This window comes from Bradyrhizobium sp. LMTR 3 (genome assembly GCF_001693485.1).
Taxonomy (GTDB): Bacteria; Pseudomonadota; Alphaproteobacteria; order Rhizobiales; family Xanthobacteraceae; genus Bradyrhizobium.
This window is the reverse complement of record NZ_MAXC01000046.1, coordinates 168,265-180,879: the sequence shown is the minus strand read 5'-3', so window position 1 is coordinate 180,879 and position 12,615 is coordinate 168,265. Positions and strand designations below refer to the sequence as shown.

The 12,615-nt window shown below is 63.2% G+C and carries 13 protein-coding genes and 2 pseudogenes; 7 read left to right on the top strand and 8 right to left on the bottom strand.

Annotated features, from left to right (window positions below):
- Positions 1-30: 30 nt before the first annotated feature.
- A complete protein-coding gene (locus tag LMTR3_RS39485) occupies positions 31-246 on the bottom strand; it encodes a hypothetical protein (protein ID WP_245320020.1) in 216 nt (71 codons plus the stop codon).
- 54 nt (positions 247-300) lie between these two features.
- On the opposite strand from LMTR3_RS39485, the pseudogene LMTR3_RS26995 reads away from it, so the two are divergent.
- Positions 301-613: pseudogene (locus tag LMTR3_RS26995) on the top strand (transporter); the annotation flags it as partial.
- A 36-nt stretch (positions 614-649) separates the two neighbouring features.
- Here LMTR3_RS26995 and LMTR3_RS26990 read toward each other — a convergent pair.
- Together LMTR3_RS26990 and cysE are read right to left on the bottom strand one after the other, a co-directional pair.
- Positions 650-868, bottom strand: coding sequence for a DUF3126 family protein (locus LMTR3_RS26990; protein ID WP_025590201.1), 219 nt, complete (start codon positions 866-868; stop codon positions 650-652).
- Between the two features lie 107 nt (positions 869-975).
- On the bottom strand, positions 976-1,803 hold the full coding sequence (cysE, locus tag LMTR3_RS26985) for a serine O-acetyltransferase (RefSeq protein WP_065748024.1): 828 nt from the start codon (positions 1,801-1,803) through the stop codon (positions 976-978).
- A 206-nt stretch (positions 1,804-2,009) separates the two neighbouring features.
- Here cysE and LMTR3_RS26980 point away from each other — a divergent pair.
- Positions 2,010-3,365: pseudogene (locus LMTR3_RS26980) on the top strand (hypothetical protein); the annotation flags it as partial.
- Between the two features lie 15 nt (positions 3,366-3,380).
- Here LMTR3_RS26980 and LMTR3_RS36830 read toward each other — a convergent pair.
- Positions 3,381-4,133 carry an alpha/beta fold hydrolase gene (locus LMTR3_RS36830; RefSeq protein ID WP_084029856.1) on the bottom strand — a complete coding sequence of 251 codons (753 nt, stop codon included), beginning with the start codon at positions 4,131-4,133 and terminating at the stop codon, positions 3,381-3,383.
- 56 nt (positions 4,134-4,189) lie between these two features.
- Positions 4,190-5,350 (bottom strand): hypothetical protein, encoded by a 1,161-nt coding sequence (locus LMTR3_RS26975; RefSeq protein WP_065748022.1) that lies wholly within the window; start codon positions 5,348-5,350, stop codon positions 4,190-4,192.
- Between the two features lie 249 nt (positions 5,351-5,599).
- On the opposite strand from LMTR3_RS26975, the gene LMTR3_RS26970 reads away from it, so the two are divergent.
- Positions 5,600-5,845, top strand: a complete 246-nt coding sequence (locus tag LMTR3_RS26970; protein WP_065748241.1) for a zinc-finger domain-containing protein — start codon at positions 5,600-5,602, stop codon at positions 5,843-5,845.
- A gap of 7 nt (positions 5,846-5,852) precedes the next feature.
- Positions 5,853-7,055 carry an FAD-dependent monooxygenase gene (locus LMTR3_RS26965; protein WP_065748021.1) on the top strand — a complete coding sequence of 401 codons (1,203 nt, stop codon included), beginning with the start codon at positions 5,853-5,855 and terminating at the stop codon, positions 7,053-7,055.
- Positions 7,056-7,086: 31 nt separating this feature from the next.
- Here the strand turns inward: LMTR3_RS26965 and LMTR3_RS26960 are convergent, their stop codons facing one another.
- Positions 7,087-7,524 (bottom strand): twin-arginine translocation pathway signal, encoded by a 438-nt coding sequence (locus LMTR3_RS26960; protein ID WP_065748020.1) that lies wholly within the window; start codon positions 7,522-7,524, stop codon positions 7,087-7,089.
- Positions 7,525-8,157: 633 nt separating this feature from the next.
- Between LMTR3_RS26960 and LMTR3_RS26955 the strand changes: the two genes are divergently transcribed.
- Complete coding sequence (locus tag LMTR3_RS26955) at positions 8,158-8,739, top strand: TMEM175 family protein (RefSeq protein ID WP_065748019.1); 582 nt, start codon at positions 8,158-8,160, stop codon at positions 8,737-8,739.
- 1 nt (position 8,740) lies between these two features.
- On the opposite strand, the gene LMTR3_RS26950 is transcribed toward LMTR3_RS26955, so the two are convergent.
- Positions 8,741-9,475 (bottom strand): lysophospholipid acyltransferase family protein, encoded by a 735-nt coding sequence (locus LMTR3_RS26950; protein WP_065748018.1) that lies wholly within the window; start codon positions 9,473-9,475, stop codon positions 8,741-8,743.
- 105 nt (positions 9,476-9,580) lie between these two features.
- Between LMTR3_RS26950 and LMTR3_RS26945 the strand changes: the two genes are divergently transcribed.
- Complete coding sequence (locus tag LMTR3_RS26945; protein WP_065748017.1) at positions 9,581-10,438, top strand: alpha/beta fold hydrolase; 858 nt, start codon at positions 9,581-9,583, stop codon at positions 10,436-10,438.
- A 51-nt stretch (positions 10,439-10,489) separates the two neighbouring features.
- Complete coding sequence (locus LMTR3_RS38680) at positions 10,490-10,633, top strand: hypothetical protein (RefSeq protein WP_176721995.1); 144 nt, start codon at positions 10,490-10,492, stop codon at positions 10,631-10,633.
- An 88-nt stretch (positions 10,634-10,721) separates the two neighbouring features.
- Here LMTR3_RS38680 and LMTR3_RS26940 read toward each other — a convergent pair whose 3' ends face one another.
- Positions 10,722-12,344 (bottom strand): ABC transporter substrate-binding protein, encoded by a 1,623-nt coding sequence (locus LMTR3_RS26940; protein ID WP_065748016.1) that lies wholly within the window; start codon positions 12,342-12,344, stop codon positions 10,722-10,724.
- Between the last annotated feature and the right edge of the window lie 271 nt (positions 12,345-12,615).

Here is a 12,615-nt window from a genome sequence, read left to right as displayed (position 1 = left end):
TATCGCTGCAGCGGAAGAGCCGGCAACAACTTAATAGCAAGGCGGATATGGATAGTAGCCACACCTCGGCCGAACTACCGGCGCAACAACGGCGCCGCCAACGACTGCTCCGCCAACGACGGCGCGCCGGGTAGTCCGCCTCGCTACGCCAGCTACGCTGCCGGGAGTCGCAGGACGACCTACCCGTGCTTGAGCCTCCTCTACACCAAATGAAATTCCGCCCTTCGACGGTGGTTCAATTGTCAGGAATGTTGCCGAAATCAGAGCAATTGCAGTTGTCGCAGCAAGCCTTGAAGCAGATACTACATCGACTGGGGTGCTTCCAAGTTTCTTTCCAAGCAGGTTTTCGTCGGGCTACTACTATCAGCAAATCACGGACGATTTTGGCCAGCACCCGCTGTTGGGCGGTTTCCGGTCGCGCGTCGTCGGCCTCGGCCCGCAAGTCGGGTTTCTTTTCCCGGTCGGGGACCTGCAGGGATATCTGAATCTCAAAGGCTACGGTGAGTTCGCCGCCGAAAACAGGCCGTCCAGTTGGAACACCTGGTTGACGTTCTCGATTTCGCCAATGGCTCCCGCGGCCATGACGCCGAGCCGGCACCTGGTGAGGAAGTAGATCAAGCCGAAGCGCATGGGCGGCGCGGCTGCGCCCTCACCCGACGTCGGCGAGATCTTCCTCGAGGATCGCCATCTGAAACTGGAACGAGCGATCGTCGTCCTCGTCATCGACGAACAGCACGCCGATGAACTCCTCGCCGATATAGACCTCGGCGGAGTCGTCCTTTTTCGGCCGCGGCACGACGCGGATCTTGGGATTGCCGAATACGCGCTTGAGATAGGCGTCGAGCTTCCTGACTTCCTGAACGTCCACAGCAGTCTCCAATCGGATTCTCTAAATTTCCGGGAGGTTTTTAGGACGAGACGGCGCAGACTACCAGCCGTAACTTCACAAATACGGCTGGCAGAATGTGTGGAAAATCAAAGCCCGATCGCGCCGAGCATCTGATCCATGGTGCGCGACGGCTCCGCGCAGCCGGCCTCGCCCACGATCTTGGCGGGAACGCCGGCCACCGTGACATTGTGCGGCACCGGCTTGACCACCACCGAGCCCGCGGCAATGCGCGCGCAATGGCCGATCTCGATATTGCCGAGAATTTTGGCGCCTGCCCCGATCAGCACGCCGCGCCTGATCTTCGGATGACGATCCTCGTTCTCCTTGCCGGTGCCTCCGAGCGTGACACCGTGCAGGATCGAAACGTCGTCGTCGATCACGGCGGTCTCGCCACAGACGAAGCCGGTCGCGTGATCGAGAAAAATGCCGCGGCCGATTTTGGCGGCGGGGTTGATATCGGTCTGAAACACCGCCGACGAGCGGCTCTGCAGATAATAGGCAAAATCCTTGCGGCCCTTTTGATAGAGCCAGTGCGCCAGGCGATGGGTCTGCAGCGCGTGAAAGCCCTTGAAGTAGAGCAATGGATCAATGAAGCGCGAGGTTGCGGGATCGCGGTCGTAGACCGCGACCAGATCGGCGCGGAACGCGTTGCCGAGATCGGGCTCGTCACGCAGCGCCTCGTCATAGGTCTGCCGGATCAAATCGCCCGATAGCGCCGAGTGATCGAGCCGCTCGGCGAGACGATGCACCACCGATTCCTCCAGGCGGTCGTGATGCAGCACGGTCGAATAGATGAAGGATGCAAGCTCGGGTTCGCGGCGGACGATGTCCTCCGCCTCGCCGCGGATGCGGTCCCAGATCGGATCGAGTGCGGCGAGCTTCGACGCTTGCGGATTGACCTGATGCACTGCCATGATTGCTCTCGCAAATTCCCTGATTACGTTGCTATTATAGCACGGCGGGCGGACTTCTGTCCCGGGCAGGCGCAGGTCAGCGTAAACCGCCTCCGAATGCCGTGGGGGTTAGTTCAAGGTGGTCAGCGGTATCAGGAAATCAAGCCGGCGGGCCTGCGACTATTGGTGAATTTCGGCGGACCTGCCATTCGGCGGATGCTGCCCAAATGGGGGGAAGCCACATCAGCACGCAGATTTTGCGGGCGCGTACCGCTGCGAATTCGCGCTCGGCCTGGATCGCCGCCATCGCCATCCCATTGATGTTGCTGGCCCCTGCCCTGTGGAATGGCTATCCCCTGCTCCAGTGGGACACCGGCGGCTATCTGGCCCGCTGGTACGAGGGCTACCTGGTCCCCAGCCGCTCCACCACGTTCGGCCTCTATCTTCACTTCGGCGAGGATTCGAGCTTCTGGATCAACCTCGGGATCAACGCGTTGGCGACGCTGTGGATCCTGCAGTTAACGCTGCGCGTGCTCGGTATCTCCGAGCCGTTGCGGCTCCTGGCCATGAGCTTCGTGCTGGCCCTGACCACCTCGCTGCCTTTTCTTGCCAGCACGCTCCTGACCGACATTTTCGCCGGGTTATCGGTGCTTTCGCTGTTCATCCTGGTCGTGCTTGGCGAGCGGACTTCGATCCCGGAAAAATGCCTGCTGTTCGGCCTCACCGCTTTCGCCGCAGCGACCCATAGCGCGACGCTCGCGGTGCTGCTCGGACTGTGCTGCGTCGGCTGGATCGCGCGTCCCTTTCTGCGCGGGCGGATTTCCGTTTCCGGACTGACGCAGGGCAGCCTGACCATCGTCGCCGGAGCTGCGCTGTTGCTGTCGACCAATTTCGCATTATCCGGGAAGCTGGCGTGGACGCCGGGCGGTTACGGCGTGGCGTTCGCACGGATGCTGCAGGATGGCATCGTCGCGCAGTATTTGCGCGATCATTGCCCGAAGCAGAATTTCAAGCTGTGCCCCTATCGAGACAAGCTGCCGGCCACCGCCGACCAGTTTCTGTGGGGCAACAGCATGTTCAACACGCTTGGCCGCTTTCAGGGACTGAACGACGAGATGCGCTTTATCGTGTTGCATTCGCTGGCCGAATATCCGGCCTGGCAGGCCAAGGCGGCGGCCATCGCCACCGCGCAGCAATTCGTCTACGTCGGGACCGGCGAAGGCACCGACGGCTGGCTCGGCCATACCTACGGCATCATCGAGCGCTTTCTTCCCGCACAGGTAAAGCCGATGCGCGCGGCGCAACAGCAGCGCTGGCACTTCGACTTCACCGCGATCAACCGGATTCACATTCCCGTTGCGCTGGCGTCGATGCTGCTGGCCCTCATCCTGTTCGGCCGCGGCGTGCTGCGCCGACCGTTCGACGATCTCACCTTGCTCGCCGGCACGGTCTCGTTCGCGCTGCTCGGCAATGCTTTCGTCTGCGCCGTGATATCCGGTCCGCACGATCGCTACGGCGCGCGGCTGGGGTGGCTTGCGACCACGGTGGTGCTGATCGCGACCATCAGGCAATTCGCCGGTGAAGACGCGCGCGGCCGCTCATTGCCGTCGCGACAGGAAATCGATGACACCGACCTTGTAGACCTTGTCGCCGACGGCGCGCATGTGATCGCGGTTCGGAATGTCGAGCACCTCGGCGCCCGGAATGATCCTTCCGAGCGCCGCGGCTGAGCCGGCGATTTCATCCCTGGTGCCGACCGCAATCAGGACCGGCACGCGGATCCCGGCGGCTTCATCCGACGTCATCAGCCGCCGCGAGCCGCGCAGACAAGCGGCGAGCGCGCGGTGGTCGGATCGCGTCTGATCGGCGAAGGCGCGAAAGGTGCGGCCGACCGGATCGGTGACGTCCTCCAGCGACGGCGCTTCCAGCGCGATCGCCACGTTCTCGCCGGGACCGCCGCCCTCGATCAGTCCGATCCCGATGCCGCCGAGAATCGCCGAGCGCAGCCGCTGCGGCTGCTCGCGCGCCAGGATCGCCGTCATTCGCGATCCCAGCGAATAGCCCATGATGTCGGCGCGCTCGATTCCCAGATGATCCAGCAGCGCAATGACGTCGCTTGCCATGATCGCAATATCGTAAGCAGCGGAATCGTAGAGCTTTTCGGAATCGCCATGGCCGCGATTGTCGAGCGCGATCACGCGGCGGCCGTCCTTCCTCAGATCGGAAACCCAGGTGGGATAAACCCAGTTCACGTTCTTGCTGGAGGCAAAACCATGCACGAGGACGATCGGATCGCCCTCGCCTTCGTCGAGATAAGCAATTTCGACAGCGCCGTTGTGAAAACTCGGCATCATCAGTTCCATTTTTCGGGGGATCGGAAATGGGCGGCCTTGCAATGACCGCAAGTCTAGCCGCGTGCGGCAGCGCCCGCCAGCGCCGGGGCGGCCGGCAAGCATGCCGCCGCCGCCTCCTTTCTCAAGCGCCGCGCTTTCTTGCGGCGAAGCCACGCTTGGGTCGCCCGCTCGGTGGTCGCCTTGATCGACGACAGAAATCCGAACAGCGCCAATAGCGCACCGAATACCCACATCGTCAGATTGAAAGCGCCGGTTGCCAGCAGCAGCGCGCCGCGGCCGAGCACCTTCAAGATCGCGCGGGTCTGGCCGCCCTTGGATTCGGCAAGCCGCGCTGCGCGGGCGATGTCCTTCGGTCCTTGTGCGATGCGCAATGCGTCGAGCGCGCCACGCGTGCCGGCCTTTTCGCCGACGCGTCCGACATCTTTCGCCAGCCGCACCAGCGCGCCGGCTTTCTCGGCGCGGAACGCTGCCTTGATTGCGCCGATGGTCTGGCCCGGCCGCAGCACCGAGCCTTTCGCGACCGCCTGCTGCAGGACCGGCGCATCGACGACCTCGCGCGCCGAGCGGCCTGCCCATTGAGTCAGCCCCTCGCCCAGCCGTCCGACCTTGCGGGCACTCTTGACCATGCTGAGGCCGGCGCGCAGCGGACCGACACCGCCGACGGAGACGTAGGTCGCGGCGGTCACCGCGAGGCCGACCGTCGCAAGGCCCAGCACCAGCCGGTCCACATCCTCGCCCGTCGCGAGGTGCTTGCCTTCGCGAACAACGTCCCTGATATCGCCGTAGACGAAGAGATCGCCGGCAACCGTACCCGACAGGCTTGCGACATCGTCGGCATTGCCGACCACGAAACCCGTGGCAAAGCGCTTGGCAAGATGCGACGCCGAACCTGCCTCGGTAACGGCATCGCTGACGCGCTTCGATAGTTCGTCGCTGACGCCAATGCGTTTGTCGCGGGCGAGTTCAAGGAAGCTGTTGGCGAGATCGGAATCGCCCTCCGCGAGCGCTGCCTCGATATGGCTGGCGACCAGCGCCTGGTTGGCCCGCAACGCGGAGTTGATCTGGATGTCGGACAGTGTCGCGGGATCGTCCTGCGCGGCCAGAATGGCGCCGGCCTCGCGGGCGTGCGGCCACAGCGCCGCGCACACCGCCACGCTGAGCGCCAGGCATCCCAGCGCCCCTGCCAAAGCCGAACCGAACCGCAATCGCCTCATCCAAAAAAGTCCAATGTTTTCGTCTTTCTCAAGATGGTATGCCGTTTTTAAGACACAACTGCCCCGACGAAAGAAGGGCTTTTCTCCGACGACAAGATTGTGTCGAATTTGCATGAGCAAATGTGCGGCGGGGACATCCCGAATCGGCTCTAGGAATCATCGGCACCCCCCACTATGGTGCGCGGCATTTCGAAGCTGCCGCGTCGCGTTGACTGCGTGCGCTCATCGTTGAAATCCAAGGTGAAGCTGATGTCCGACCATGTCGTCCCGCATTTCCATAACGACGCCGGAGCGTCGGTAATCGAGATCGGCTCGCGGGAATTCATGTGCGTGGGCGCCAAGCCGCCGTTCGATCATCCCCACGTGTTTCTCGACCTTGGCAACGACAACGAGATCATCTGCCCCTATTGCTCGACGCTGTACCGCTTTGCCCCCGACCTCGCCGCAGGCGAAGCCCGCCCGCCCGAATGCGTCCTGAGGGACAAGGTCGCCTGACCTTTCGGTGGCCGCCGCGCGCACCATCATCGTTGCTGGTGCCGGGATCGGGGGACTGACGGCAGCGCTTTCGCTCGCAGCCAAAGGCTTTCGCGTCATCATTCTGGAAAAGGCCGAACGGCTGGAGGAAGCCGGCGCCGGCCTGCAGCTTTCGCCCAACGCCAGCCGGATCCTGGTCGACCTCGGGTTGCGGTCACGGCTAGCGCCACGCGCCGTGACACCCGAGGCCATTAGTATCGTGAGCGCGCGTGCGGGCGGTGAGATCGCCCGCCTGCCGCTCGGCGAGGCCGCCGGCCATCGCGCCGGAGCGCCCTATTGGGTGATGCACCGCGCCGACCTGCAAGGCGCCCTGCAGGCGGCGGTCAACGACCATCCGGACATCGACCTGCGGCTCGGTAGCCAGTTCGAAGACGTGACCTCGCACGCCAAGGGGCTGACCGTGGTGCAGCGCCGCGGCAATGCACGCCAACAGGAGTTGGCGGTGGCGCTGGTCGGCGCCGACGGCATCTGGTCCGCGGTGCGGAACCATTTGTTCCCGGAGGCGCAACCGCAATTTTCCGGCCTGATCGCCTGGCGCGGAACCCTCGATGCGACCACGCTGCCGCGCGAATATACCGCCGCCCGCGTGCAGCTCTGGATGGGGCCGGACGCGCATCTGGTCGCCTACCCGATTTCGGCTGCGCGGCAGATCAACGTGGTCGCTATCGTGCCGGGAACCTGGAACAGGCCGGGTTGGAGCGCACCGGGCGATGCCAACGAACTGAAGAACGCGTTCGCCTCGCAGCGCTGGCCGGCGACCGCGCGGATGCTGATTGGGGCCGTGGACGAATGGCGGCGCTGGGCGCTGTTCACGCTGCCCGATATCGGCGAATGGACCGATGGCGCAATCGCGCTGCTCGGCGACGCCGCGCACGCGATGCTGCCGTTTGCCGCGCAAGGCGCGGGAATGGCGATCGAGGACGCCGCCGTGCTCGCCAAATGCTTGAGCGAACACCCCGGCGATCCTATTGCAAGCATCCCGGCGGCACTGAAGCGTTATGGCCGGCAGCGGCGCGGCCGCGTGCTGCTGGTGCAGCGTGTGGCCCGACAACAGGGACGCATCTATCATCTCACCGGTCCGCTGGCGCTGGCGCGCGACCTCGCCATCAAAGCGATGGGCCCGGAGCGCATGCTGGCGCGGCAGGACTGGATCTATAATTGGCGGGTGTGAGCGAAGTTCGAGGGCTGCAACCGGCAACGTTCTAATTTGCCGACTGGCTTGCCTTCGTACGGCCCTTGGCAACGGGAGCCGCGATCGATGGCGGGACCGGCGCCGGCCTGGCTTCCGGTTTCGGTTCCTGGCACCTGTTCTTCTGCCAGGCCTCATCGGCCAGCTTCGACTGTCCGCGCAACGCGATGTAGTCGTTGCGATAGGCGAGCTCCGCCACCACGGGACCGGCGACGCCGGTTTCGGCCTTGGTCATCAGCCCCTGCAACTCCGCGGTGCGCGCCGCGAGGGTCTTGCGCTCGGTCTCGAGCTGCTTGCAATCGTACAGATCGTATTTGGCGGGATCGGCAAAGGCCGGCGAAATGGTGTCGCTCATGCCGGCGCAACCGGACAGGCCGGCGCCGAGCGCAACCAGCGCCAACGCCGCGAGGCTGCGCGAGAGTAACCGGCGATGGGACAGCGAGTTGGGCATCGGACCTTCGTTACGTGGATTATCTTGAGATTGCCTAAAGCTCGCCGCAGGTAAACACCCCAAGTGTCCGCATTGAGGCTTTGCTTCTGCGCCCCCGCTCACTTAAAGGTGGGGAGCGTTTGGGCCGGAGGTTATCCCCAATTTCACTTCTCCGGAAAACGCGCTAAGTATCTGATCTTCTGGTGAAAGCGGGCGTGGCGAAATGGTAGACGCAAGGGACTTAAGCATTTGAGTGCTCTTGGGGAAACCCAAGCTGTAGAACTGCTCAAATTCGGGGAAACCTTTCAAATGGCAATCCCGAGCCAAGCGCCCGAACCTAACGGTTGGTGCGAAGGTGTAGAGACTAGACGGGCAGCACCTAAAGGCGCGAACGCACCAATGGTGAAGGTATAGTCCAGACCACAAACGAGCCAGCGCGGATGCCCACGCTGGCGAGGCGGCGAAAGCCGTAGCTGGTAAGAAAATCCCTCGGAGGGTGACCTCTGTGCCGGTTCGAGTCCGGCCGCCCGCACCACGCTTCGCCCTGACGGGCTACGCGTGGCGCAGCCACGCTGAGACCGTCAGGGCGAAGCGTGTCCGGCGTAGCTTGAGCGCAGCGAAAGCGAAGACGGACTGGTGAGGCAAAGGGGGCACATGCCGCAAATCCATCTGTTCGAAATGCGCCGGCTGGAAATGCTGAGCAACACCATCTTCGGCGTTGCCATGACCCTGCTCGCCTATGACCTGCCGAAAGCCTCTAGTTTTACGCAAGCGCCCGACTGGCACGACGTGCTTCGCGTCTATGCCCAGCCCATCATAGCGCTGACGATCAGCTTCGTCGTCGCCGGCCTGTTCTGGTTCAGCCATCATCGGCGGCTGGCGATAGCGCCGGAAGCCGGCCGCGGCGTGGTGTTCCTCAATCTGTTCTTTCTGCTGTCGATCATCATCCTTCCGGTGACGAACGGCCTCTACGGCAGCTACTGGCTCGATGGCGTGGTCGCGGTGATCTATGGGATCCACCTGACGGTGATCGCCTCGCTGAACGCGCTGTTGTGGGTTCTGGCGCTGCGGGGACGCAGCGATCCGCAATTGCTGGTGACGGCGCTGTTTCCGGTTGTCGTGTTCGTGATTGGTATCGGTGCAGCCTTCGTCGCACCAAGTGTTGCGCATTTCATCTGGTGCGTGGCGTTTCTGGCACCCTTTGCGGGCTGGCTCGCGGCGCGGCGCGCGGGTTAGTCTAGCGCACCTTCGCCTTGCTCAGCGTGAGCAGCCGGCTCGCCTCCTCCGCAATCGTCCGCTCCATCTTTTCCTGAAATTCCTTGCGCGGCAGGCCCGGCGCGATCGCCGGCAGGAAGGACAGCGTGATGGTGCCGGAGTGCATGATCAGAGTCTTCTTGCCCCAAAACAGTCCGGAATTGCACGCCGCCGGCACGACTGATACGTCGAGGTTGGTGTAGAGCGCCGAGATGCCAGCGGACTGGAATCTCATCGGCTCATCGATCGCCTGGCGGGTGCCTTGCGGAAACAGCAAGACCTGACGGCCCTCGCCGGTCGCGCGCCTGGCTTCATCGACCATCTGGCGCAGCGCATGGCGGCCCGCCGAGCGATCGACCAAAATCATCGGATAGCGTGCGAGGAACCAGCCGACGAACGGCACTTTGCGCAGCTCTTTCTTGGCGACGATGCTGGCGTCCGGGAAAAGCGCGCAGAGCGCCGCGGTTTCCCACAGCGACTGATGATTGCAGGCGATGATGCAGGGACCGTCGGGCACGTTCTCGCGGCCCTGCACCGTGTAATCGAGGCCTACGACATGCTTCATCAGAAACATGATGCCGTTGACCCAGACCTGCGAAACCGCGCGCACAGTCCGGCTGCTGGCATTGAACAGCCACATGAACGGCACCGTCAGCGACACGGCGAGCGTCAGGATTACCACCGCCGTATCGAATATGATCGATCTCAAATAGTGCAACGATTGTCCCCTTGGGCATCCGGTCGCGCCTCCCAATACAGCACTTTTCGGCCGTTGCACAATTCCGTCATCGGCCGGCCGGAATTGGCTCGTTAGGTTCGCCGCATGCTGGCGTCAGAGCAAATCACCATCGCGCCGCATCTTGTGTTCGACACCATCACCGCCGGCACGCCCGGCGCGCCGCTGGTGCTGCTGCTGCACGGCTTTGCGGAATCGATGCATTGCTGGCGCGCGCAGGTGACGGCGCTTGGCGATATGGGCTATCGCGCCGTGGCGCCGAGCCAGCGCGGCTACTCGCCGGGCGCGCGGCCCGATCCACGGGAATTTTCGCACTACCTGATCGACCGCCTGATGGACGACGCCACGGCGATTGTGGCGGCTGCCGGCTATGGCAACGCGCGGTTTCATCTGGTCGGCCATGACTGGGGCGGCAGTATCGCCTGGGGCATCGCCGACCGCCATCCCGAGCGGCTGGCGTCGCTCACCGTTCTCTCCCGGCCGCACCCGAACGCATTCAACCGCGCGCTGGCAACCGACGGCGAGCAGGCGCAGCGCTCAAAGCATCACAAGGCGTTTTTGGAGCCGGACGCCGCCGATGTCGTGCTCGCGAACGATGCCAAATGGCTGCGCGAGCGTCTCGCCGCCAATGGCGTTCCCTCTGATGCGATCGAGAGGCATCTTGCCGTGCTCGGCAACAAGGACGCGATGGAAGCGGCGCTCGCCTGGTATCGCGCACGCGGCGCGATCCGCGGCCCGCTCGGTCCGATCCGCGCGCCGACGCTCTATGTCTGGGGCAACGCCGACGACACCGTCGGCCGCGCCGCCGCCGAAGGCACGGTGGATTTCATCGCCGCGCCCTATCGATTCGAGGTGCTGCCCGGCATCGGACATTTTGCGGCGGATCAGGCGCCGGAGCATGTATGCGAATTAATGCTGGAACATCTCGCCGCGCATCCGGTGTGAGGAACGCACTGCCCATAAAAATGTTGTCATGCACAAAATGGAGCATGACAAATGGCCGACGAACAACACCAGGACAAGCCTGCCGCCACCAGGCGCAAACCGCCGCGGAATGAGCGGCCACCGCAACCGCAGCCGCAAATCCAGCCGCCGCTTCTGAGCGATGGACCCGAACTGATGCGCGACAGCCACTGCTGACGCGGACGGTATCTGAACAAACGAAAACGCGACGGAGGACAACCTCCGTCGCGTTTTTTGTTGTCCGACTTGAACCACCGCGGGCGCCCTACTCGCTCTTGTCGATGTTCCAGAACACCGGAGTGGCCGGACCGTCGACGATGCCCGTGAGCGATTTGCGCCAACCGCTCGGGATCAGATATTGGCCGAGCGGGATGTAGATCACCTGTTCATAGGCCTGCTTCTGGATGTCGGCAGCGATCTTCTTCTGCTCGTCCGCCGAGCCGGAGCGCGCGAACTTGTCACGGAGCTCTTCGATCTTGGCATCTTCGGCCCAGCCGAACCAGCCGCCGTTCTTGCCGCGGCCACTGACCGAAGCGTTGCCCACGGGATTGGAGACGTCGGCGGCGACCCAGTTCGTGAAGAACATGTTCCAGCCACCCTCCTTCGGCGGCTTCTGGCTGGCGCGGCGGGTCACCACGGTCTGCCAGTCAGTGGCTTGCAGGTCGACCTTGAAGCCAGCTTCACGGAGCAATTGCGCCGCAACGATCGGCTGCGCCTTCAGCGTCACGACGTCGCCGGGCGCCATGATCACGATCGGCGTGCCGTCATAGCCGGACTCGGCAAGCAGCTTCTTCGCCTCCGCCATGCCATTGCCCTTGACCAGGCTCTCGGCACCGACGTCGCTCGCCAGCGGCGTGTCGCACACAAAGATCGCGCCGCAGAGCTTCTGATACTTGGGATTGCCAACCAGCGCATCGAGCACGTCCTTCTGCTTCATGGCCATGAAGGCGGCGCGGCGAACCTTGACGTTATCGAAGGGTGGATGAAGGTAGTTCATCCGCCCCAGCGTCTGGAAGCCGAACTTGTTGAGGACGTCGACCTTGATGTCCTTGTTCGCCTCGAGCACCGGCAGCAGGTCGAACGGCAAGTTCTCCATGAAGTCGACGTCGCCCGACTGCAGCGCGTTAACAGCGGTCTGCGCGTCCGGCATGGTGATCCATTCGACGCGATCGACCTTCACCACCTTGCCGCCGGAGGTCCAGCTCGGCGGCTCCTTGCGCGGCACGTAATCCGGATTCTTCTCATAGACCGCCTTCACGCCCGGCTGGAACTCGGCCTGCACGAACTTGAACGGACCGGAGCCAACCTGCTCCTTGATCTGCTGACCGGCCGGTGTTTCCGCAAGCCGCTTCGGCATCATGAACGGGGTGTAGGACGACGGCTTGCCGATCGATTCCAGCACCAGGCCGTAGGGCTCCTTCAGTTTCAGCGCAAAGCTCTTGGCGTCGATCGGCTCCAGGCCCGCGACGAAATCCATCAGCTTCTGGCCCATCGTGTCGTTGCGGCCCCAGCGCTTCAGCGAGGCGACGCAATCCTCCGCCGTGACCGGCTGGCCATCATGCCACTTCAGGCCGTCGCGCAGTGTGAAGGTGTAAGTCAGCTTGTCATCTGAGACTTTCCAGTCGGCCATCTGCGGCTGAATCTTGAAATTGGAATCGGTCGCCAGCAGCGTGTCGTAGACCATGTAGCCGTGGTCGCGTGTGATGTAGGCGGTGGTGAACCCGGGATCGATGACGCGCAGGTCCGAATGCATCACGGCGGTGATGGTCTTCTTGCTGGCGGCCGTGGCCTGCGAAGTCGGGCCCAGCGACGTCAGCGCCGCCGACAGCGCAAGCACCGACAAAGCAGTCGCTATCGTGGGACGTTTCCAACGCATGATGTGGAACATTCGATCTCCTCCTGACGTGAAACTGTTCAAAGTCCGCTGATTCATTATGCATGCGGTTCGTTATTTGGGCGAACTAACACGCTGTAAATCCTGACTATTTGAAGACTTGCATCAAGCGCGCGGCGCGTCAATCCGCTTTGAGGTGACCACCGCGCTGCGGATACCGCGGGACACGCGTTCATGTTTCACTTTACAAATCCGCGCGAGATCATTCTCGTACACCTCGGGGCCGGTGCCCTATCGGTCGAAACCCAAGATTAAGAAAACCAAG